This is a genomic window from Leisingera methylohalidivorans DSM 14336, assembly GCF_000511355.1.
Lineage (GTDB): Bacteria > Pseudomonadota > Alphaproteobacteria > Rhodobacterales > Rhodobacteraceae > Leisingera > Leisingera methylohalidivorans.
The window spans coordinates 2,647,654-2,668,583 of sequence record NC_023135.1 but is presented as its reverse complement, the minus strand read 5'-3'; the positions used below and the strand labels follow the sequence as shown (position 1 = coordinate 2,668,583).

General features: G+C 62.3%; 24 protein-coding genes. 6 read left to right on the top strand and 18 right to left on the bottom strand.

The genetic code is table 11. From position 1 onward, the window contains the following. Positions 1 to 6: 6 nt before the first annotated feature. Positions 7 to 897, top strand: coding sequence for a bifunctional methylenetetrahydrofolate dehydrogenase/methenyltetrahydrofolate cyclohydrolase FolD (gene folD / locus METH_RS13240; RefSeq protein ID WP_024090985.1), 891 nt, complete (start codon positions 7 to 9; stop codon positions 895 to 897). A 91-nt stretch (positions 898 to 988) separates the two neighbouring features. Here the strand turns inward: folD and METH_RS13235 are convergent, their stop codons facing one another. From METH_RS13235 to METH_RS13165, 16 genes are all read right to left on the bottom strand, one after another. Continuing rightward, positions 989 to 1,396 (bottom strand): PaaI family thioesterase, encoded by a 408-nt coding sequence (locus METH_RS13235; protein WP_024090984.1) that lies wholly within the window; start codon positions 1,394 to 1,396, stop codon positions 989 to 991. A gap of 74 nt (positions 1,397 to 1,470) precedes the next feature. Then, entirely contained in the window at positions 1,471 to 2,121 is a 651-nt protein-coding gene (pdeM, locus tag METH_RS13230; protein ID WP_024090983.1) for a ligase-associated DNA damage response endonuclease PdeM, read from the bottom strand. Positions 2,122 to 2,158: 37 nt separating this feature from the next. Further along, positions 2,159 to 4,576, bottom strand: a complete 2,418-nt coding sequence (locus tag METH_RS13225) for a ligase-associated DNA damage response DEXH box helicase (protein WP_024090982.1) — start codon at positions 4,574 to 4,576, stop codon at positions 2,159 to 2,161. A 90-nt stretch (positions 4,577 to 4,666) separates the two neighbouring features. Continuing rightward, positions 4,667 to 5,974 (bottom strand): ATPase, encoded by a 1,308-nt coding sequence (locus METH_RS13220; protein WP_024090981.1) that lies wholly within the window; start codon positions 5,972 to 5,974, stop codon positions 4,667 to 4,669. 152 nt (positions 5,975 to 6,126) lie between these two features. Beyond that, entirely contained in the window at positions 6,127 to 6,624 is a 498-nt protein-coding gene (locus tag METH_RS13215; protein ID WP_024090980.1) for a prepilin peptidase, read from the bottom strand. A gap of 3 nt (positions 6,625 to 6,627) precedes the next feature. Next, complete coding sequence (locus METH_RS13210) at positions 6,628 to 7,476, bottom strand: tetratricopeptide repeat protein (RefSeq protein ID WP_024090979.1); 849 nt, start codon at positions 7,474 to 7,476, stop codon at positions 6,628 to 6,630. Positions 7,477 to 7,506: 30 nt separating this feature from the next. Next, positions 7,507 to 8,097: a tetratricopeptide repeat protein gene (locus METH_RS13205; RefSeq protein WP_024090978.1), complete on the bottom strand. Its 591-nt coding sequence runs from the start codon at positions 8,095 to 8,097 to the stop codon at positions 7,507 to 7,509. 11 nt (positions 8,098 to 8,108) lie between these two features. Then, on the bottom strand, positions 8,109 to 9,080 hold the full coding sequence (locus METH_RS13200) for a type II secretion system F family protein (protein WP_024090977.1): 972 nt from the start codon (positions 9,078 to 9,080) through the stop codon (positions 8,109 to 8,111). A 10-nt stretch (positions 9,081 to 9,090) separates the two neighbouring features. Then, the gene (locus METH_RS13195) at positions 9,091 to 10,059 is read right to left on the bottom strand and encodes a type II secretion system F family protein (protein WP_024090976.1); all 969 of its coding nucleotides are present in this window, start codon (positions 10,057 to 10,059) and stop codon (positions 9,091 to 9,093) included. Beyond that, positions 10,059 to 11,492, bottom strand: coding sequence for a TadA family conjugal transfer-associated ATPase (locus METH_RS13190; RefSeq protein ID WP_024090975.1), 1,434 nt, complete (start codon positions 11,490 to 11,492; stop codon positions 10,059 to 10,061). The genes METH_RS13195 and METH_RS13190 overlap by 1 nt, the downstream gene beginning before the upstream one ends. Positions 11,493 to 11,515: 23 nt before the next feature. Next, complete coding sequence (locus tag METH_RS13185; RefSeq protein ID WP_024090974.1) at positions 11,516 to 12,745, bottom strand: CpaE/TadZ family protein; 1,230 nt, start codon at positions 12,743 to 12,745, stop codon at positions 11,516 to 11,518. A gap of 154 nt (positions 12,746 to 12,899) precedes the next feature. Further along, a complete protein-coding gene (locus METH_RS13180) occupies positions 12,900 to 13,529 on the bottom strand; it encodes an OmpA family protein (RefSeq protein ID WP_024090973.1) in 630 nt (209 codons plus the stop codon). A 15-nt stretch (positions 13,530 to 13,544) separates the two neighbouring features. Then, complete coding sequence (locus METH_RS13175; protein WP_024090972.1) at positions 13,545 to 14,951, bottom strand: type II and III secretion system protein family protein; 1,407 nt, start codon at positions 14,949 to 14,951, stop codon at positions 13,545 to 13,547. 214 nt (positions 14,952 to 15,165) lie between these two features. Then, positions 15,166 to 16,023 carry a Flp pilus assembly protein CpaB gene (cpaB, locus tag METH_RS13170; protein ID WP_024090971.1) on the bottom strand — a complete coding sequence of 286 codons (858 nt, stop codon included), beginning with the start codon at positions 16,021 to 16,023 and terminating at the stop codon, positions 15,166 to 15,168. A 97-nt stretch (positions 16,024 to 16,120) separates the two neighbouring features. Beyond that, positions 16,121 to 16,297, bottom strand: a complete 177-nt coding sequence (locus tag METH_RS24335) for a hypothetical protein (RefSeq protein ID WP_024090970.1) — start codon at positions 16,295 to 16,297, stop codon at positions 16,121 to 16,123. Between the two features lie 82 nt (positions 16,298 to 16,379). Then, the gene (locus tag METH_RS13165; protein WP_024090969.1) at positions 16,380 to 16,559 is read right to left on the bottom strand and encodes a hypothetical protein; all 180 of its coding nucleotides are present in this window, start codon (positions 16,557 to 16,559) and stop codon (positions 16,380 to 16,382) included. Positions 16,560 to 16,586: 27 nt separating this feature from the next. Here METH_RS13165 and METH_RS23955 point away from each other — a divergent pair, with 27 nt between their 5' ends. Beyond that, a complete protein-coding gene (locus METH_RS23955; RefSeq protein WP_156927488.1) occupies positions 16,587 to 16,757 on the top strand; it encodes a hypothetical protein in 171 nt (56 codons plus the stop codon). A gap of 198 nt (positions 16,758 to 16,955) precedes the next feature. On the opposite strand, the gene METH_RS13160 is transcribed toward METH_RS23955, so the two are convergent. Then, a complete protein-coding gene (locus METH_RS13160) occupies positions 16,956 to 17,135 on the bottom strand; it encodes a hypothetical protein (protein WP_024090968.1) in 180 nt (59 codons plus the stop codon). Between the two features lie 355 nt (positions 17,136 to 17,490). On the opposite strand from METH_RS13160, the gene METH_RS13155 reads away from it, so the two are divergent. Further along, complete coding sequence (locus METH_RS13155; protein ID WP_024090967.1) at positions 17,491 to 18,297, top strand: lytic transglycosylase domain-containing protein; 807 nt, start codon at positions 17,491 to 17,493, stop codon at positions 18,295 to 18,297. A 7-nt stretch (positions 18,298 to 18,304) separates the two neighbouring features. Here the strand turns inward: METH_RS13155 and METH_RS13150 are convergent, their stop codons facing one another. Next, positions 18,305 to 18,874, bottom strand: coding sequence for a TetR/AcrR family transcriptional regulator (locus METH_RS13150; RefSeq protein WP_024090966.1), 570 nt, complete (start codon positions 18,872 to 18,874; stop codon positions 18,305 to 18,307). Between the two features lie 417 nt (positions 18,875 to 19,291). On the opposite strand from METH_RS13150, the gene METH_RS25170 reads away from it, so the two are divergent. The 3 genes from METH_RS25170 (at position 19,292) to METH_RS13140 (ending at position 20,713) form a co-directional block, all read left to right on the top strand. After that, positions 19,292 to 19,420 (top strand): hypothetical protein, encoded by a 129-nt coding sequence (locus METH_RS25170; protein ID WP_024090965.1) that lies wholly within the window; start codon positions 19,292 to 19,294, stop codon positions 19,418 to 19,420. A gap of 176 nt (positions 19,421 to 19,596) precedes the next feature. Continuing rightward, entirely contained in the window at positions 19,597 to 20,073 is a 477-nt protein-coding gene (locus tag METH_RS13145; RefSeq protein ID WP_024090964.1) for a hypothetical protein, read from the top strand. Between the two features lie 334 nt (positions 20,074 to 20,407). Further along, positions 20,408 to 20,713: a hypothetical protein gene (locus METH_RS13140; protein ID WP_024090963.1), complete on the top strand. Its 306-nt coding sequence runs from the start codon at positions 20,408 to 20,410 to the stop codon at positions 20,711 to 20,713. The last annotated feature ends 217 nt before the right edge of the window (positions 20,714 to 20,930 follow it).

Below are 20,930 nucleotides of genomic sequence, written 5' to 3'. Positions count from 1 at the left end.
GATCAAATGGCAGCAACATTGATTGACGGCAAGGCCTTTGCGGCCAAGGTGCGCGGCCAGGTGGCTGAGCATGTGGCGCGGCTGAAAGAGGAACACGGCATCACCCCCGGCCTGGCGGTGGTTCTGGTCGGCGAAGACCCGGCCTCCCAGGTCTATGTGCGCTCCAAGGGCAAGCAGACCGTCGAGGTCGGCATGAACTCGGTCGAGCACAAGCTGGATGCGGATACTTCCGAGGCGGATCTGCTGGCGGTGGTCGAGCAGCTGAACAACGATCCCTCGATCCACGGCATCCTGGTGCAGCTGCCGCTGCCGAAGCACATGAACGAGGATCTGGTGATCAATTCGATCGCGCCGGAGAAGGACGTGGACGGCTTCCACATCTCCAACGTCGGCCTGCTGGGCACCGGCCAGAAATCGATGGTGCCCTGCACGCCGCTGGGCTGCCTGATGATGCTGCGCGACCACCATGGTTCGCTGTCGGGCATGGACGCGGTTGTGATCGGCCGCTCCAACATCGTCGGCAAGCCGATGGCGCAGCTGCTCCTGGGCGACAGCTGCACCGTGACCATCGCGCATTCGCGCACCAAGGATCTGCCCGATGTGGTGCGCCGCGCCGACATCGTGGTGGCGGCCGTCGGCCGTCCGGAAATGGTGCCGGGCGACTGGATCAAGGAGGGTGCGACCGTGATCGACGTCGGCATCAACCGCATCGAGCGCGACGGCAAGACCAAGCTGGTCGGCGACGTTGATTTTGCCTCCGCTGCCGAGCGCGCGGGCGCCATCACCCCGGTGCCGGGCGGCGTCGGCCCGATGACCATCGCCTGCCTGCTTGCCAACACCGTCACCGCGGCCTGCCGCGCCCACGGCCTCAAGGAACCCGAAGGCCTGACCGCCTGACCCGGCGCAGACCGCTGAACGCCTGACAGATTTGCTCCCGCCGGACGCCTCCGGCGGGTGTATTTTTGGGAAAGAGGGGAGCTGGCAGACCTTAGGCCGTCACCGGCACCATCGTGCCTTGCAGGAGGGCGGTCAGCTTCTCCTCGTCTGCTGAAACGGCGTGGACCTCCGCCGTGACGATGACCAGACGGCGTCCTGGTTTGATGACCCTTCCGGTAGCGCGCAGGCGGTCTCCGGCACCGGGAGCCAGCAGGTTGATCTTCATCTCCGCCGTCATCACCTCGCAGTCCTCGGGCATCATAGTCAGCGCGGCATAGCCTGCGGCCGTGTCGCCGAGAGCAAAGCTCAGCGCCGCATGGGCCACGCCATGCTGCTGGCGGCTGCCGGGCAGGATCGGGGCGCTGATCACCACTTCGCCGGGCGAGATGCTGTCGATTTCGGCACCGAAGGTCTGCATCATGCTTTGCCGGGCGAAACTGCTGCGGATGCGGTCGGTCATTTCGAAGGTCCTTCTTTTGCTGCGGCCATGCATAGAACAGGCGGGGCCATCACAGGGCCATGACGCTGCGCCACTTAGCGGGGCATCGGTACCGGCAGGGCTCGCGGGCCGGTCAGAATGGCCAGGGCGTTCGGCGCCATCAGTGACGTGAGGGCCGGATCGGTGCTGCGCAGACCGCCGGTATAGGTGCCGAAGGCCGGCAGGATCAGACGGGAAGCGTCCAGCAGAAAGGCCGGGCGGGACTGGCTGCGGACCCGGGCTTTAGGATGGTAGTGGCCGGACACTTCGGCATCCGCTGACGGCGCGGCAATGTGGCGGAAGGTCAGCGGGCCCAGCGGGAGGGTTGCGTGATGCTCCCCCCCAAGCCCGGTAGGGGCGGGGTCGTGGTTTCCCTCGATCCAGATCCAGCGGCGGTGTCGCATCAGGTCCTGGAATTGGTTCCTGTCGGCTTCCGGCAATGCCGCCGCGGCGGCGTTATCGTCGAAGCTGTCGCCGAGGCAGACCACGGTTGCCGGATTGAGGTCTGCAACCAGTTTATCAAGGCGGGTGAGCGTATCGCGCCCTTCGTAAGGAGGCAGGGCACTGCCGCCGCGCCGCGCGTGGCGTTCGGATTTGCCCAGATGCAGGTCGGAGACGCAGAGCAGGCGGTGCTCCGCCCACCAGAGCGCGCCGGAGCCGAGCGCGGTGAGGCGGGCGCCGGCGAGGATGAAATCAAATCCGGTCATACTGCGGTCTTAGCCGTGCGGACGGAACAGGCAAGTGTTATTGACCCAGCCGGTCCAGCCCGGATTGCCGCATCAGCGCTTCGGCCTCGCGTTGCAGCAGCTTTTCCTCTGCTGCGCCTTTGACCGGAATCTTGCCAACCTCCAGCAACAGCGGCGCGGCGAGCGGAGAGATCCGTTGCAGCCGCCGCAGGGTGATCCGGCCTTTTATCCGCGCCAGCATCTCCTCAATGCGGCCAAAGTCCACCAGCCCGCGCAAGGCTTCCTCGCGGGTGATGCCGATCAGCAGATGGTCCGGATCGTACTTTCTGAGGGTGTCATAGAGGATGTCAGAGGAGAACGCCGCCTGGCGCCCGTTCTTGCGCTGCCCGGGTGTGTTGCGTTCGATCAGCCCGGCGATGGTTGCGGCGCCGCGGAAGGCGCGTTTCATCACCGCGTTGCCGGCCAGCCAGCCGTCCAGCCCCTCGCGCAGGGCAGTGACATCGAACAGCGGGGCCGGGTCGGTCAGGGGTTCCAGTCCCCAGATCAGGGTGGCGTAGTCGGTGGCGACAAAGCCAAGCGGATCGAGGCCAAGCTCCTCCATCCGCTTGGTCAGAAGCAGCCCCAGCGTCTGCTGCGCGTTGCGGCCTGCAAAGCCGTAAATGCAGGCTTGCTCGCGCCCGTCGCGGGGGAAGCTTTCGATCAGCAGAGACCCTGCGCGGGGGAGTTCGGAAACCGCGCGCTGCAGCTCCAGCCATTCGGCGGTGTGGCGGGGCAGGTTGGGCCAGCTGTCCTGTTTGAATATCTTCAGGATGCGCGCGCTGAGCTGGGTGGAGGTGGCGAATTTGGTGCCGGAGAACACCGCGATCTTCGGCTTTCTGCCGGGGGTGCGGGTGACCTCGACAGTCATTTCGCGCAGGCCCTCGTATCGCACGGTCTGGCCGCCGATCAGGAAGGTGTCGCCGGGGGTGAGGGTGGCGGCAAAGGCCTCCTCGATCTCGCCCAGCGGTTTGCCGCCGCGGCTGCGCTTGAGGCGGACCTTGACCAAGCCGGTGTCCTGGATGGTGCCCAGGTTCATGCGGATGCGGGCGGCGGCGCGCGGGTCGCGCAGCTGCCATTTGCCGTCCGGGCGCTGCAGCAAGCGCTGCCACTGATCGTAAGCCTTCAGCGCGTAGCCGCCGGTGGCACAGAAGTCCAGGCACGCATCGAACCCGGCGCGGGAGAGGGCGGCATAGGCACCGGCCCGGGTCATTTCGGCATAAAGCGCGCCGGCGTCGAAGGGGCCGGCACAGGCGGCGATCAGGATGTGCTGGCAGAGCACGTCGCGCGGGCCGGGGCCGCGGGGCCCGCCGTCCAGATCACCCGCGCGTACCGCTTCGAGCGCGGCGCGGCACTCAACCACCTCAAAACGGTTCGCAGGCACCAGCAACGCCTTGGACGGCGCGTTGTAGCGGTGGTTGGCGCGGCCGATGCGCTGCACCAGCCGTTTGACGTTTTTCGGCGCGCCGATCTGGATCACCAGATCCACATCGCCCCAGTCGATGCCGAGGTCCAGGGAGCCGGTGCAGACGATGGCACGCAGTTCGCCGCGGACCATGGCGGCCTCGACCCGTTCGCGCTGGACCCGGTCGAGCGAACCGTGGTGGATGCCGATCGGCAGGGCGCCGTCGTTGGCGAGCCAGAGGTTGTGAAAGAAGATCTCGGCCTGGGCGCGGGTGTTGTGGAAGATCAGTGTGGTTTTATGCGCCTTGATCTGCTCCATCACCGCCGGGATGGCGTAGGCCGCGCCGCCGCCGGCCCAGGGCGGCGCCTGTTCGGTGTCCAGCATGCGGATGTCGGGGGGCGGGCCGGGATCGGCCAGCACGATCCCGCAGGGGTCCGGGTGGCGGGCGAGATAGCCGGCAATGGCCTGCGGGTCGTCCACGGTGGCCGACAGGCCCACCCGGCGCAGATCAGGGCAGAGCGTTTGCAGCCGGGCCAGTGCCAGCATCAGCTGGTCGCCGCGTTTGCTTTCGGCCAGCGCGTGGATTTCGTCCACCACCACCCGCTTCAGGCCGTTGAAGTTGCGGGCTGCATCCTCGTAGGAGATCAGCAGAGCCAGGCTTTCCGGTGTGGTCAGCAGAATATGCGGCGGATCGGCGCGCTGGCGCCTTTTGCGGGAAGACGGCGTGTCGCCGGTGCGGTCGTCGATGCGGATGGGCAGGGCCATATCCTCGACCGGGGTGCGCAGGTTGCGCTTGATGTCCGCTGCAAGGGCCTTGAGCGGTGAGATATAGAGAGTGTGCAGCCCGTCGTGAGGGTTTTCCGCAAGATCGGCGAGCGTGGGCAGAAAGCCGGCCATGGTCTTGCCGCCGCCGGTGGGGGCGATCAGCAGGGTGCAAGATTCCGCCGCTCGCTCCAGCATGGTGTGCTGATGCGGGTGGATCGACCAGCCGCGGGCGGTAAACCAGTCTTGAATGACCTCGGGAAGTTTGCTCATCCCTTCCTTTTAGGGGAAGGCCCAACACTTTTCGAAAAGTTTTGGCAAGAGTTTTCGAAAACTCATGCTGCCGCCTGTTTCCCGGCGGAGTTACTTCACGATCTCCTCGTCCATGACGAACATGTTGGCCCAGGCGCGGTCGATCAGCTCGGGGGACATCTGATAGGGGATGCCCTCAAATTCGCAGATCGCAATGATCTGGTCGATCAGGAAAACCGGCTGGTAGTTCGCATAGACGTTGCCGATCGTCGGGTATTTCTTCTTCAGCAGATGCACCAGTGCGGTTTCGTCCAGCGGCATGCTTTTCTTGCGGGCCACCATGGCAAAGATCTTGAGGTAGTTTTCCTGGTCCGGGCCGTCGATCTTGATCTTGAAGAAGATCCGGCGCAGGGCGGCCTGGTCGAAAATCTCGTTCGGGTGGAAGTTGGTGGAGAAGATCACCAGCGTGTCAAAGGGCACTTCGAATTTCTCGCCCGACTGCAGGGCCAGGATGTCCTTGCTTTCCTCCAGCGGCACAATCCAGCGGTTGACCAGCGACTGCGGCGGTTCCGCCTGGCGGCCAAGGTCGTCGACGATGAAAATGCCGCCGGTAGATTTCAGCTGCAGCGGCGCCTGATAGGTGCGCGCCGTGGGGTTATAGACCAGATCCAGCATGTCCAGCGACAGTTCGCCCCCGGTGATCACGGTGGGGCGCTGGCACATGACGTAGCGTTCGTCGAACCGGCGGCGGCGGCGCAACGCGTTGGGGTCTTCCGGCTCCTGCGCGACTTCGGTGTGGACGATCGGGTCATAGACCGTGATCACCTGGCCCGAGTATTCAATGGCGCGCGGCACATAGACGTGGTCCCCCAGCGCATCGCGGATACCGTTGGAGATGGAAGACTTGCCGTTGCCCGGCGGGCCGTACATCAGGATCGAGCGGCCCGCGCTGACGGCCGGGCCAAGGTGGTCCAGCAGGCTGCTGGGCAGGATCAGATGCCCCATCGCATTGGTCAGCTGGTCGCGGGACACTTGGATGTTGCGGATCGACTGGCGTTTCACCTGCTCGCGGTAGACATCCAGCGGCACCGGCATGGCGCCGAAGTATTCCGATTGGCTGAGCGCATCCAGCGCCCGCGATTTTCCAGCATCTGTCAGCTGGTAGCCCATCTCGTTGCCGCTGTTGGCGTTGAGCGTGCCGGTGGCCTCCAGCAGCTTTTGCTCGCGGGCGATATCCACCAGTTCCTGGGTGACGGCGGCGGGCAGGCAGACTGCCTCGGCGATTTCCGTGACGGTCTCCACGTTCTTGCGGAAGATGGTCTTCAGCAGGATGTCCCGCATCATCACCAGCGGCAGCTGCATCTGCGCCAGCCCCTTGGGGGCGGGCGGGGCCATTACGGTGAGGTTCTGCATGTTCATGGCGATGCCTGTCCCTGAGATCGGATCCGTGCCCCGGCGGCGGGGGCGTTCAAGGAAACAGACTATTCAGGACTGTGGCAACAGCGGGGCAGAGCTGCAGCAATTCCGCGGAGGCGGCGGATTTCCAGTGCAGTTTTGCCCGGCGGAGGCCGTCAGCTGCCGAACAGCGCCGCCAGCACCAGGTAAAGGGCCAGGGTGCCGCCAAGGCACAGGCCCATCGGGAAGCTTTTGCCGGTGTCCCAGCTTTGCCATTGCGGCGCCAGCTGGCGCAGGGGGGTGTATTTGGCGATCCGGTGGGCGGTGAACCCCGCCAGCAGGGTGGCGGCAAAGATGATCATCAAAAGCCGCAGGTCGCCAAGCGCAAAGTAGGGGGCCGCGGCGCCCGCAAATTTGGCGTCGCCCGCGCCCACAGCACCGGCAGCGTAGAACAAGTAGCCCAGGCCGATGCCGACCGGCAGGTGCAGCAGGTGCCAGCCGTAATCCGCCCAGCTGGGCATGACAGCCGCGCCGACGGCTGCATAGGTCAGCGCCAGCACATCTACCGCCCAATTGGGAATGCGCATGCCACGCAGATCCGTCAGCGCCACTGTGTAGCACAGCGGCAGTACAAAAGGCAGGAACCACAGGGCAGCATGAGCCGGGAACTGCATGGATCAGCCGTTCTCCAGCGCCGACAGCGAGCGCGACGCTTCCTCGAAATGCTGCGGGTGGGTGTCAATTGCTTCGCGCAGCAGGTTCTCGCCAACCTTGACGTCGCCCTGCTTCACAGCCGACAGCGCCAGCGTGTGCAGCAGCAGTGCGCGTTCGGTCTGATCCATCGGGATCACCGGCAGGGTGTAATTGCGTTGCGCGCCGCGGGCCAGTACCAGGTTGTTTTTGGCCGTGAACAGGCCGTGATTCTGGCGGATCGCTTCGCCGAACAGCCGCTCGGCGCCGGCGAAATCGCCGCGGGTCAGCTTGGAGTAGCCCCAATTGTTCATGACCTTGGCGGGTTTGGTCGTCAGCCCGGTGGCAATTTCATAAAAGCTGTCGGCGCGCTTCCAGTCCTTGCCGGCATCGGCGACTACGGCCTCCAGCCGGTAGCGCTCGTAGGTTTCATGGGTGGGGGGGACCTGATCCAGTTCTGCTTTGGCCGCGTCCCATTCACCGCTGCGCACGAATGCGCCTGCCAGCTGCACATGGTCCGCGCTGGTGGCGCCTTTCATGGACACCACTTTCTTCCAGGCGGCGGTGCCTTCGGTGGTGCGCTTGGCACGGATCAGGGAGTGCGCCAGTCCTCGCTGCAGTTCAATCCGGTCCGGGCTGCCTTTCAAGGTCCGCTGGAAATGGGCAACCGCCTCGTTCGGGTCGGCCACGGTCAGCATCACATCGTTGAGATTGCTCTCATCGATGACATTCACTTCCTGAAACGCCCGTTCCACGGTTTCATCGGCTTTCTCCGCGCAGGCCGACAGGACAAGCGCCCCTGCCAGAGAAGCGGATAGAAAAATCTGCTGGCGCATTTGTGCGTCCTTTATACTGCTCTGCCTCTGTCATGGTGCTTGGCGAATCAGGTAGCTGCCGCCGCCCTGCCGCACCAATTTATAATCTTGTTTTTGAGAGTCAGTATGCGCGGGATTTTCAAGCTTTGCGAGAGCAAGGCGTAAATTATCGCGGATTGCGTCACTTTCGCCATTGTCAAGCGCATAAGCGCGCTGGAACACCTGCACCGCTTCGGCGGTTTTGCCGCGCTCCATCAGCGCAACACCCAGGTTGTTCATCGGTTCAGGCCAGGAGTCATCCGCTTCCACCGCCTGGCGCAGCAGCTCCTCCGCCTGGCCCAGCCGCCTGAGGCCCAGTTTGGCACTGCCCATGCCGGACATAACCTCGGCCGTCAGCCCGTGGTCCAGCGCGGCGCGGGTGAAGGCGTCCAGCGCCAGTTCATGCTCGCCGGCGGCCATCAGCCGGTGGCCGACCACCAGGCCGTCCTCAGCCTGCTGGCGGTGATTGCCGCCTGGCGCCCAAGGGCTGCCCTTATCCTGCTTCAGCCCGCCCGGCGCGCAAGCCGCCGCCAGCGCAACAACGCTGGCGGCGGCAAAAGCACGGCGGAGACGGCCCGGCCCGGCCCGTCCTGGTGAGTTCATGTTCGGTTGCCTCAGTTGCCCATGTTCATGATGCCCTGCACCGACGGGCCGACCAGAATGATCAGCAGCGGCGGGACTGTCAGGCCCATTGTGGCAAGGGTCATCTTCACGGGCAACTTGTTTGCGGCCTCTTCCGCGCGCATCACACGCTTGTCGCGCATTTCCCCGGCATAGACCCGCAGGGCGTCCGCAATCGAGGTGCCGAAGCTGGCGGACTGGATCATCACGGTCACAAAGGAGGAAATATCCTGCACCCCGCAGCGGGTGCCCATGTCCCGCAGGACCTTGTCCTTTTCCTTGCCCGCCTTCATTTCCTGGGCGACCACCTCGAATTCTCCGGCCAGGTCGGGGTAGGAGGCGTGCAGTTCCGAGGCGACGCGCACGATGGCCTGGTCCAGCGACTGGCCGGCCTCGACGCAGACCAGCATCATGTCCAGCGCGTCCGGGAACCCTTCGGTGATCTTCTGCTTGCGCTCTTCAATCCGGCGGGTGATCCAGTATTTCGGCAGCATGTAGCCGGCCGCACCGGGGCCGATGATGCGGAGCGCCATCTGCTGGCTGTCATAGTCGATATCGGCCTTCAGCACATAAACAAAAAACAGCCCGGCCAGCAGGCCCAGAATGCCGAAAGCGAACTGCAGGAAATGAAACAGGCGCACCGAGTCCTTGGAGTGATACCCGGCTTGGCGCAGCTTCAGTTCCATCGCAGACAGTTCGTCTTCGTTCTGCGGTTCCAGGAAACCTGCGAATTTCTGCAGCTGCTCGTTGCGGTCAGCCTGGCGCAGCCGCTGCTTTTGCGGTTTGTTCCGGGTTTCGGGCGCGATGTTCTTTTGCAGCTTCTTCAGCGGATCCTCGGGCTGGTTCAGCAGCAGCGGAACTGCCAGCAAGATCATGAACAGCCCGGCAATGCCAAGCGCCAGGAGCGGGCCGAACTCGCCGAATTGCGATGTCAGGTAATCGTTTATTCCGGTCAGAAATTCCACGGCCCCCTCCTTATACTTTGATGTTGGTTAAAACGCGCATGACGATCAGGTTGGCTGTCAGCATGGCACCCACCGCGAAACAGGCGGGGATGAACCAGGGATGGTCCAGCACGCCGTCATAGTAGTTGGGATCCTTGACCAGGATACCGATCAGGCAGAACAGCGGGAAACCCGACAGGAACTTACCCGACCACTGGGCCTCGGCGGTGATGGCCTTGACCCTGCGGAACAGGCGGAACCGGGCGCGGATCACCTTGGCCAGACCTGCCAGAACTTCGGCCAGGTTGCCGCCCGATTGCTGCTGGATGGTGACGGCAACGGCCAGAAAGCGCATATCCTGCATGTCCAGCCGTTCGGCCATTTCCTTGAGCGATTCACCCACATCGCGGCCATAGGCGCATTCATCGGAGATGATGCCGAACTCGGTCGCCAGCGGGTCCTCGACCTCATTGGCGACGATCTGCACGGCTGAGGTGAAGGGATGGCCGACGCGCAAGCTGCGCACCATCAGCTCCACCGCATCCGGCAGCTGCTCTTCGATCATGGCCATCCGCTTCGCAGCTTTCTTGTTGACCCAGAAGAACACCGCACCGACGCCGATGATGACGGACCCCAGGATCCGGACGGGCAGGGGGGCCGAAGTGCCGATGCTGAGGCCGGTAAAGGCAATGGCGGCCAAGGCGGCCATAATCAGGATCAGCTGCTTGGGTGAAAAGGCAATCGCCGCTTTCTGCGCACGTTCCGACAGCAGCGAATAGAGCGGGATCGATTGCGATTTGGCATGCTGGCCCAGCTCCTTGCGCAGCTGGTCCAGAACCTGTTCACGGTTGCCGCCCTTCTCCATCATCTCCAGCCGGCGGGTCACCTTGCTGTTGAGGCTGATCGATTTTCCGAAGGTTAAAAGATACAGACCTTCGACCAGGGCCAGAACCCCGAAGAAGATCAAGCCATAGATAAGCGGTTCGGCACTCAGTTGCATCAGCGTGCCTCCATCACGTTGGGTTCATAGATCGATGGCGGCAGATCGAACCCCCACAAGCGGAAGCGCTCAGAGTAGTGGCTGCGCACGCCGGTGGCGGTGAAATGGCCGATGATCTTGTTGTCCGGGGTCAGCCCGACCCGCTGGAAACGGAAGATTTCCTGCATCGAGATCACGTCGCCCTCCATCCCGGTGATCTCGGTGATCGAGGTCATCCGGCGCGAGCCGTCCTGCAGGCGCGAGGCCTGCACGATCAGGTTCACCGCCGAGGCGATCTGGCTGCGCACGGCCTTGATCGGCATTTCGATGCCGGCCATGGCGATCATGTTTTCCAGACGCGAAATCCCGTCACGGGCAGAGTTGGCGTGGATCGTGGTCATCGAGCCGTCGTGGCCGGTATTCATGGCCTGCAGCATGTCGATGACTTCCTCGCCGCGGGTCTCGCCGACGATAATGCGGTCGGGGCGCATCCGCAGGGCGTTTTTCAGACAGTCGCGGGGCGAGACCTCGCCCTTTCCCTCGACGTTGGGCGGGCGGCTTTCCATCCGGCCCACATGGGTCTGCTGCAGCTGCAGTTCCGCGGTATCTTCGATCGTCAGAATCCGTTCGGCATTGTCGATGAAGCTGGACAGCGCATTCAGCGTGGTGGTTTTACCCGAACCGGTACCGCCCGAGACGATAATATTCAGCCGGGTTGACACGGCGGCCTGCAGATAGGCGGCCATTTCTTCGGTGAAGGCGCCGAAATTCACCAGATCGTCGATCCCCAGCTTGTCCTTCTTGAACTTCCGGATCGATACCAGCGAGCCATCCACCGCAACCGGCGGGACCATGGCGTTGAAACGCGAGCCGTCGGCGAGGCGGGCGTCCACATATGGGTTGGATTCATCAACCCGGCGGCCCACAGCCGAGACGATCTTGTCGATGATCCGCATCAGATGCTTCTCATCCTTGAAGGTAATGTCGCTGATCTGCAGCTTGCCGTCGCGTTCGACAAAAATCTGCTGCGGCCCGTTGACCAGGATATCGCTGACCGTGTCGTCCTGCAGCAGCGCCTCGAGGGGGCCAAGGCCGGTGACCTCGTCATACAGCTCCTTGTTCAGCTGCTGGCGGTCTTCGCGGTTCAGGACGATGCTTTTTTCGGCCAGAATCTCGGTCGCGATGGTCGCGATCTCAGACCGCAGTTCCGCCTCGCCTGCGCGTTCCAGCGCGGCCAGGTTCAGGTTTTCCAGAAGCTCCCGGTGCAGCTGAATCTTGATTTCGCCCAAACGCTCCTTGCGCTTGCGCTCCTTGTCCATCGGCTGCGCTTCGGCTGCTTTGCGCTGGACCGGCCGCCGCAGACTGACAGCAGGCGCGGCAGTGGCTGCCGCCGCATCCGGCGCGGGCGCAGGCGCGGCAGGTTTGGCCGACTGCTTTTTGTACTTGGAAAACATCAACTCACCCCAGGTTCAGCCGCTCAGGCGGCTTCGGCTTCACTACGGCCCAATGCGTGCAGCGAGGCTGCAAGCTTGGCAATTTCTTTGCGCAAGGGATTCTTTGCTGCCGAAACGGCCAGCGGCAGCCCGTGGTCGCAGCTCTGCAGAACCTGCTTGCCGCCATCGGGCAGCTGCAGGTCGATGGAGATGCTTAGGGATTCGGCCATCCGTTTGACCCGGCTTTTACCGGCAAGATCGGTGAACTTCGGTGCCCGGTTCAATGCAAAGCGCAGTTTCTCGAACGGCAGATCCTCGGACTGCAGCGCCCGCTTCATGCGCAGCGCATTCTGGGCCGAGCGCATGTCCAGTTCGATCATCGCAAAGTAGACATGCGCCATGTGCAGCACGGTTTCGGACCATTGCACCAGCGTATGGGGCATGTCGACGACAACAAAGTCGAAGTGGCTGCGCGCCATCTCGATCACCCGTGTGATATCCTCGGGCGACAGCAGATCCAGCGGCACCAGCTCGGACGGTGCTGTCAGAACCTGCAGTTTTTCCTGGAACGGCAGCAGCGCCTGGCCGAACAGGTCTTCGTCCATGCTGTCGGTTTCGCCGAGCATTTCCATCACCACCTCGCGGCGGGGCAGGTCCAGATAGGTCGAGACCGAACCGTGCTGCAGATCCAGATCCAGCAGGCACACGGTGGGCTCGTCATGTTCGCTGAGCGCGGCAAGCTCCCAGGCCAGGTTGACAGCCATGGTGGTCGATCCGGTGCCGCCGGCCAATCCGTGGCAGACAATCACTGCGCCTTCGCGCTGGCTGCCGGACTGAAGCTGGTGCGGATTCTGCGCAACTTGCGGTTCCGGCGCCTGCAGCCGATCGATGGCAGCCTGCAATTCCTGTTCAGGCAGCGGGTAGGGAACAAATTCGTCCGCGCCCTGGCGCAGCAGCGTGTGCAATACTGCCGGGGTCACGTCCTCGGCGATCAGGATCACCTTGATGCCGCGCACTTTGGCCTGGCTGATGATTTCGCCCATCAGCGGCAGATCGCCCTCATCGGCGCTGTCGATCGCCAGCGCCACAAACTGCAGCGGCTCTGCCTCGGTCTGGCCGAAGAAAGCCAGCGCCTCGGTAAAGCCCAGATCGCCCCAGGCCTCTCCCAGGGCGGCTTCCATGTCTTCGATAAGGAGGTCGAAATTCTGCACGTCGCGGCTGATCGTGCAGGCAACAATCGCAGGTATCTCTGTTTGCGGCATTCCGCTGCTCATCGCCATCATCCTTGTTCACATGGGCAGACCGGGCTTTGGGCACAGTCCGCCTCTTGGAAACAATGTCGGTGGCAATCTAGGCGATATTGGGGCCAAAAATCCCCAAATCTGGGGAATTGTTACTACTTCGTAATCAACGGATCGCGGAATCTGGCTACTGCAGCGTGCGCTCCAGCGACTGCTGTGCGGTCAGGGTGGTGCCCGGAACCGCGCTTTCCAGATATTCGCGATAGATGATCTGGGCGTATTTCCCGTCCAGCACCGTCGGGTGGCGCTTGAGGAAACCGCTGACCTCGGTCACCGTCCGGCGGTTGCGGCGTTCGCGCTCCGGCGTCGGGATCAGCGGCTGGGTTTCACCATAGGAGACCACTGCTTCCAGCCGGCTGCGGCTGATGCCGCGGGACACCAGATAGGTCACAGCCGCGCGGGCCCGGCGCAGGCCAAGGGATTTGTTATAGGCATTGCTGCCGACCGCGTCGGTGTGGCCGAAGACGCGGAAGCGCACTTCGGGGAATTGCCGGATCCAGACTGCCTGGCGGTCCAGGACCGACCGTGCTGTCTGATCCAGCCGGGCGCTGTCAAAGTCGAAGTTGATGGTGGTGGGCACTTCCTTGGCGAACCGGCTGGCCAATTGAATGGCGAAACTGCGTTCGCCGCTCATCACCGCTGCATTGCTGAGGGTCGACTCGCCAAAGTCCCCCGCACGGTTCAACTCACGGCCGGCTTCCCGTTCACAGGCGGCCGCGGCCAGAAGAATGCCGAAAATTGCAGCGGTTCTGATCATTTGTGCCACTCCCTATCAGTCCAGCACGTAGCCGTAAGAGCCATTGAAATCCTGTTTGGCCACTTCGGCAGCCGGGCCGTTTTTGCTGCGGGAGGTGCGCCCGAACAGGAACAGGTCCTTTTCGCTCGGCGGCGCCACCCGGTCGGTCGGCAGGGTCAGCGCCTCGCCGCGGGTCGGGGTGACCAGATGGGCGCTGACGATAATCACCAGCTCGGTCTGTTCGCGCTGGTAGTCGGCGCTGCGGAACAGCGCCCCCAGCACCGGCACATCGCCCAGCCAGGGCAGCTGCGAGGAATTGTCGAGGAACTCGTCGCGGATCAGACCGGCAATGGCAAAGCTCTCGCCGTCGCGCATTTCCACAGTGGTGGAGGTCTCGCGCCGGGAGAAGGCGTCGATGGTCAGGCCGCTGAGTTCAAGCGAATTGGACGGGTCGATGGACGAGACCGCCGCGTTCAGTTCCAGATTGATGAGATCGCCGTCGATCACCCGGGGAATGAAGTTCAGTTCGATGCCGAATGGTTTGAAATCAACCGTGATGACACCGTCTTCCTGGGCAATCGGAACCGGGTACTCACCGCCGGCCAGGAATTTCGCCTCCTGCCCTGACAAAGCGGACAGGTTGGGTTCGGCGAGGGTGCGGACAACGCCCTTTTGCTCCAGCGCTTCCAGCAGCAGGCTGACCTGGACAGAGCCTGCGTTGAAGCCGAACAGGAAGGCGCCGGTGTTGGCGTTGGCAGCCGGGATGTTGCCAGCCAGAGAGTTGGCCAGCGCGCCGGATGTGTTGAGCGTGTTGACGCCGCCGGTGCGGCCGCTGCCGGTGCCGCCGTTGAAGCCCAGCGAAGCGCTCAGGGATTTGGAGACCGAGCGCTGCATTTCGGCAAAGCGGACTTTGAGCATCACCTGCTGCACGCCGCCGACCGACATCAGATTGCTGACCCGTTCCGGCGCATAGCGTTCAGCCAGGTCCAGCGCCCGCTGCAGCCGCACTGCGCTGGACACGGTGCCGGACAGCACGATGCCGTCATTGGCGGTGCGGACTTCGATTTTTTCATTGGGCAGGATCTGGCGCAGGCGTTCCTTGAATTCGGTCACATCCGCGGCCACCCGCACATCGACATTGGTGATCAGCCGGCCGGAGCCGTCCAGCAGCGTCAGCGTGGTCAGGCCGGGCGATTTGCCCAGCACATAGATCGTGCGGTCGGACAGGGAGGAGATGTCTGCAATGCTGGGGTTGGCAATGCTGAGCTCAGCAAAAGGGATTTCGCTTTCCACCACCACGGCGCGGTTCATCGGCACGTCCAGCCTGGATGCCGTGCCTTTTTTCACCACCCGCAATGATTGCGCTGATGCTCCGTCTGCCTGCGGCATACCAATCAGCGATAGACCCAGCAGGGCCGCCGCTACGAACCGTCCAATTGCCATGTGACCTGCCTTTCCGATCACGCCTCAAAATACGGGTCTTTTTGCCCGCTCTTTCGGGCACTGTGGTGCAGATCCCGAATTATTGCAAGAATCAATGGCTTCGGGGGTGTTCCTGACCGGAGGCCATTGTGGGGCCTGCGCAACAGGCAAAACAGCCGCCCTTTGCTGAAAAAGGACGGCTGAGCCTGTAAAGGTCGGCGCTAAAATGAAATTTCTAGTTGGTGCAGGGGATCGGAATCTCCACAACCTCTGCTCCGCGGCGGGTGCGGATGGTGCAGACTTTTTCCTTTTCCACTTCCTGCGGCGCTTCCAGGGCCCCCAGGCCCAGCAAGGAGCGCTGGTCCACTTCGACAACCGAGGCGATTGTGTCATCGCCGGCGCCGACCAGGGCCAGCGACAGCCGCCCGGTGGATTGCGCCTGTGCCAGCGCGGCGACCTGCTTGGGGTGGGCGGCAACGGTGACGGTGCGGGCAATGATGGCTTCGTTGATGTCGCCGCCGGCACTTTGGTCCACGGCCACCAGTTCCACATTGGTTTGGATCAGACGGGTGACTTCACCGCGGGCACCGGCCGAGCCGGGCATCATGCCGGTCCAGTAGACGTCCACCTTGTCGCCAGGCCGCAGGAAGCCCGAAACGCCGGATGAGACATCGACCTTGATTGCAAAGGCGCGCATGCCGCGCTGCAGCCGGGAGGTGATGCCGGCGTCTTTGCCCGGCGCGGTAACCTTGACGGCCATGATGGCTTCATCCGCTTCCATGGCGCGCAGAACCACCCTCAGCTGATCACCGGCATGCGGCGGAAACAGCGCCTCCAGGGTTGTAAAGGCGCCCTCGGGGATGGCGTTCTGCGGCCAGCGCACGGCACGCACGGCTTCTTGGGACAGCCGCTCGCCGTATTTCAAGGGTTTGGTGGCAACGAAAACATCCACCATCGGCACCGCCTCGGCACGGGCTGCGCGTTCGTTGGCCAGTTCATTCTGATAGGCCGAGATATAGTTTTTGGCCATCATGACGGCGCCGCCTGCGAGGGCCACCCCGACGATCAGCACAAGTCCGAAAACTGCACGCATTGCGATACCTCTCATACATTTCGACCGGCGCCCCGCGGGGCGGAGCCGGCTGCTGGATTGTTCAAACTGTGACTGGAGCTCTGGGCTTCTGCCGGATTCAGCTGAACGACCAGTTGGACATGTAGGCGGCAATTGCTTGCGCCGCGCCCAGGGCGCCATCTTCCATTGCCGCTGCAATCATTGCGGCCATCCCGACGATTGCAGCGCACAGGACAACCCAGTCGACGGTAACCGCGCCGTCGTCGCTTGCGATATAAAAACGTAGCTTTTTCACAGTCTGAACCTCGCTGCCAAAACGGTTCCGGGGTGGAGGCGGCGCCGGACTGCCCGTTGCCGCCTCTCAAGTCAGGCAGTGATCAGGTCGGAGCCTGGGTGCTCAGATAGGAGCCGGTTTTGCTGGTCAGGTCCGAAGCACCGTCTTCAATAGCGGTGTAGACCACGCCGCCCAGAGCGGCGACAGCTGCGGTCAGAACAACCCAGTCAACAGTCACGGCGCCGGAGTCGTCTTTGCGGAAGTTTTTGAAGAATTTGATCATGGTTTGGTCCCTCCAAAGGAAACTGAAATGCTGTATCTGACCCGCCGGGCGATCTGGTCAGCTCTCTCCTTCTGGCCTGCCCGCCGGTTGATGAGTCTATTAAGCTTTATGAATAGGGCGTTAATGGGGCGTAATACTGAGTTTTCTGCCCTATTGCCGGGAAACCGGACGGTTAAGCTGACCGCTGGAAATACCTGAGGAAGGCGGCGAGATTTGGAAGGGGTGCAACAGGAGGCTAACGCTTTTGCACCGAAATATGAAAGGCCTGAATTGGCTTGCTTCCTGCGTGGTTGATGCCAGTCCGCTTTTTGCGCGGCTAACGTCAGCCTGAAATAGAAACAGGCCGCCCGGGAACGGGCGGCCTGTAACGCGGTCAAGTCAGACCACTAAATGAGATCAGGTCGGAGCCTGGGTGCTCAGGTAGGAGCCGGTTTTGCTGGTCAGGTCCGAAGCACCGTCTTCGATAGCGGTGTAGACAACACCGCCCAGAGCGGCGACGGCTGCGGTCAGCACAACCCAGTCAACAGTCACGGCGCCGGAGTCGTCTTTGCGGAAGTTTTTGATGAATTTGATCATGGTTCGGTCCCTCCAAAGGATCTCTGAATGTGTCATCCCGCCATCTCGCCAGGGTCTGCTCTCTCACCTGCTCGACCACTGTCCGGCTTGGATGAATACATATAGCCAGTGCAGCGTGGCAGGATTTGGGCTGAAATCCGCATGGAGCCGCCCAATTTTTACTTTTCGGCAATAAGTTCCGCATCCATCTGATTTTGCGCGATTAATTTTTTGTTACCTTATCGTGTCCCGTGATATTTCAGCGCCAGTCCGGGGCAAATAAGGCGGTTGCGCCAGATTCTGGGGCAGGAATACTGGCCTTCGGGCGCCAATTTTCACAGGTTGGAACGGATTGAAACCACAGGCAGGCAGAGCAATGTCGATCCGGACCGCAGTATTGGCGCTGGCAGCCTGTGCCATGCCACTGGCTGCAGTGGCGCAGGAGGTGCAGCCCCGGCCTTTCCCTCAGTTCGAAGCCAAACGCATCAAGCCGCCGGCCCCGGGCACCGGCAAGCGCATTACCATACAGATTGAGCCGGAACCTGAGGCAGAGCTGCCGGCGCCTGCGGCAATTGCCGCAGACAGCGGTGCAAAACCGGCCGGCCGTTATGGCTGGTTCTGGGACAAGGTCGCCTTCGGGCTTGAGGGATCAGGGCCGGGGCGTCTGGATGACGCCCTGCAGGCCTTGAGCGGAGCCAAAGGCCTGGCAGCCCCGCGTTTGCAGCTGATGCAGGATATCGTGCAGGAACGCGGAGTGCAGATCCTGACCGAAAGCGTCGGCACCGAGGTGTCGCCGGCCCTGGTCCTGGCGGTGATCGCAGTTGAATCTGCCGGCAAGGCAGATGCGGTCAGCTCTGCCGGGGCGCAGGGGCTGATGCAGCTGATGCCCGATACCGCCAAACGCTTCGGGGTGAGCGATGCACTGGAGGCGCAGCAGAACATTGCCGGGGGTATTCAGTATCTCAACTGGCTGATGGGGGAATTCGGCGGCGATCCCATTTTGGTTCTGGCCGGCTACAACGCGGGGGAAGGGGCTGTGCGCTCGCATCAGGGGGTGCCGCCCTATGCCGAGACGCGCGATTACGTGCCCAAGGTCCTGGCTGCCTATCAGGTGGCGCGCGGCCTGTGCATGACGCCGCCGCAGTTTTTGTCCGACGGGTGTGTTTTCCGGCTGGGTAAATAAAGCGCGGTCAGCTGTTTTCCAGATAAGGCTGCAACAGCAACCGGGCGGTTTGCAGCGCGTCCTCTGCCGGATCGGGAGTGACCGACATGGCAGCCAGGACAATGGCGCCTTCCTTCAGCATCAATAGCCGCCGGGCCAGTGCCGCCGGATCAGGCGCCCCTGCCGATCTGGCCAGGGCGGTGAAATGGTCCAGCAGCATCTGCTTGTGTTCGCTGGCCTGCTTGTACACCGGATGCGCGTGGTCCTGAAATTCGGAGCTGGCCTTTACAAACATACAGCCGGCAAATTCGGGCTTGCCGAACCATTCCCCCAGGGCGGTGAAGATACCGATCAGTTGTCCCGCCGGTGTGTCCGACAGTTCCTCCATGCGGCCATACAGCCAGCTGCGGAAGTTCGCGTCCCGCAGCTGCAGGACAGCAATGATCAGGTCATCCTTGGTACGGAAATGCTTGTACATGGAGGTCTTGGATACGCCGGTTTCCTTGACCAGCGTGTCCATTCCCGTGGCGTGAAATCCGCTGCGGTAGAACACTTCCAGGGCTTTGCGAACCAATTCATCTCGTTTGTTCGGGCGCATGATTCGTCCTTATGTGTACCGGTCTGTACATACATTTGATCCCTTGAGGCGAAAACGCAAAAGTTTTTGTTTCGTAATTTCAATGGTGAGCGGTCTGGATACCCTGCTGCACACAGGCGGCGGCAAATTTTCCTTGAGTTAATTTACTGACCAGTACATACAAAATTCATGGGTTAACCGAATGGTACACCCTAACGATTGAGGAAACTGTTATGAAACGCCTGTTTAAGCCGATGACATCGCCGTTTGGGCCAATAGTACTAGCATCCTGCATAGCAGCGGCGCTGAGCGCCCCGGCGAAAGGCACGCAGCCCGGCAACCCGGGCCGCATATGCCTGGCCCCGGAATTTTCTGGCAGCCGCGCCTGAGCGGACGCGGAACGGCAGGATAACCAGCCCGAATTCAGGAGGGGATGCAATGAAACGCGATATCTTGATGGCCGCTTGTGCGGCGATTCTTGCAGGCGGTGCGCTGTTGCCGGTGACTCTGCCGCGGGCGCAGGGCGGCGCGTTAGGCGTGCAGGCGGCAGTGTCAGTCCGGCGTTGAGCGGCGTCTTTTCAAGGTCTTTGCAACATCGAAAACGGGGGCGGGCTGCCCAAGGTGCCGTCGGCTGAAAAAAATCTCAGAAGTTTGACGAAACCGGCAGGCGGCGGACATTTTTCTGCCCGAATGAATTGATTTCTGGACGGCATTTTCAAGCTATACGATATTGGAGGCAGGTTTTGAATTTTGGATTTGACCCGTCGGCGGATGCCGCGGGTTCGCAACAGCTGACCAGCAACGTTGTCCTGATCGGGATTATTGCATTTGCGGGTTTTTTCGGGCGGCTGGTTTTTGTGGCCTTTGCACCGGGCATTGCCAGGGCGGCCCCGTTCAGAAACTTCACAGCGCCCGGTTTCATCCTGCTGGCGGCGGCGCTGTTTGCCGGCGGGCTGTATCTGTCGGGCAAGATGGTCAAGGCGCAAGTGCTGGTCAGCCGCCACCTGGTAGATCCGGTCATCGTGACGCTGCTGGGGCGCGACAGCTGTGATCCGGCCGATGGCAGCTATTGTGTGGTGGTGTTCGAAGACGGCAAGGAGAAAATGGTCAACTGGTACGACAAGCGGGTCTATATGTGGGAAATCGTCAACCCGCCCGAGGGCGCCATCTGGCACACGCAGCGGCCGCGAGAACGGCCTGGGTCCGCAGCCGGGATTTGACTGTGAACCGGATCTCCACAGGAAAGACCCGCCGGAAACGGTGACGTACTCCGGGAAATGGCACGCAGCGAGGCCCTGGCGGAGATTTTCCGCCGGGGCTTGTTGATTGAGATGGCATTCAAAGGGCCCGGAGTTTCTCCACGGCGGTGTTCCTTGGATGGGCCATGGCCAGTGGAGCAGGCAAGCCAGGGTCCGGCGCTTTAGACTGGCTCGCGTTTGCGCCGGGCGCATGGCTGGTGTCTGCATTACGGCGGCGGTGGCACGGCGCTGCGGCATTTGCGGGTCTCGTCCGAATCCGGGACACGGGCCGTATAAGTTGCAACTGACGCGGCAGATGTTGAAGATTGCCACCGCGACAGCCGGATTGAATGAACTGCGCTTTGATCAAGCGATCCCGAGCTTCTTCTGGCGCTTTCCGTTCCCGGGGTTCTGCCTTCTCGAAGGCCAGGTGATGCAGCTGCAAATCCGGCTTATGCCGCATTTCTTCCCTGCATCCATGAGCGATGAAAGCCTGCACAGCATCATTGAAGCTGGCCGCATTGAGCAAGGCCCGCTGCAAGCGCAGATTGCCGTGCTGCTTTTTCCGATCCTGATGATTCAGCGGGGCAAATCATCACCCCGCCTGCTTCCCTGGCCTTGAGGTCCTGTTCATATTCGAAGACCTGCAGGATCCGTTCGTTCTGGCCGCCGCCACTGAGAGGGTAAGCTCCGGGACTCGTCGAAGGTGCCGGAACCTTGGTTGATGCGAGACTTGTGCGCTGCAGGGCACCAGACCGTTAGAATACGGGCACAGCGAGGGCGGCAGCGATGCCATAGCTGCCGCGACCGACACGGCCACACGTACTCTGGTTGATTTC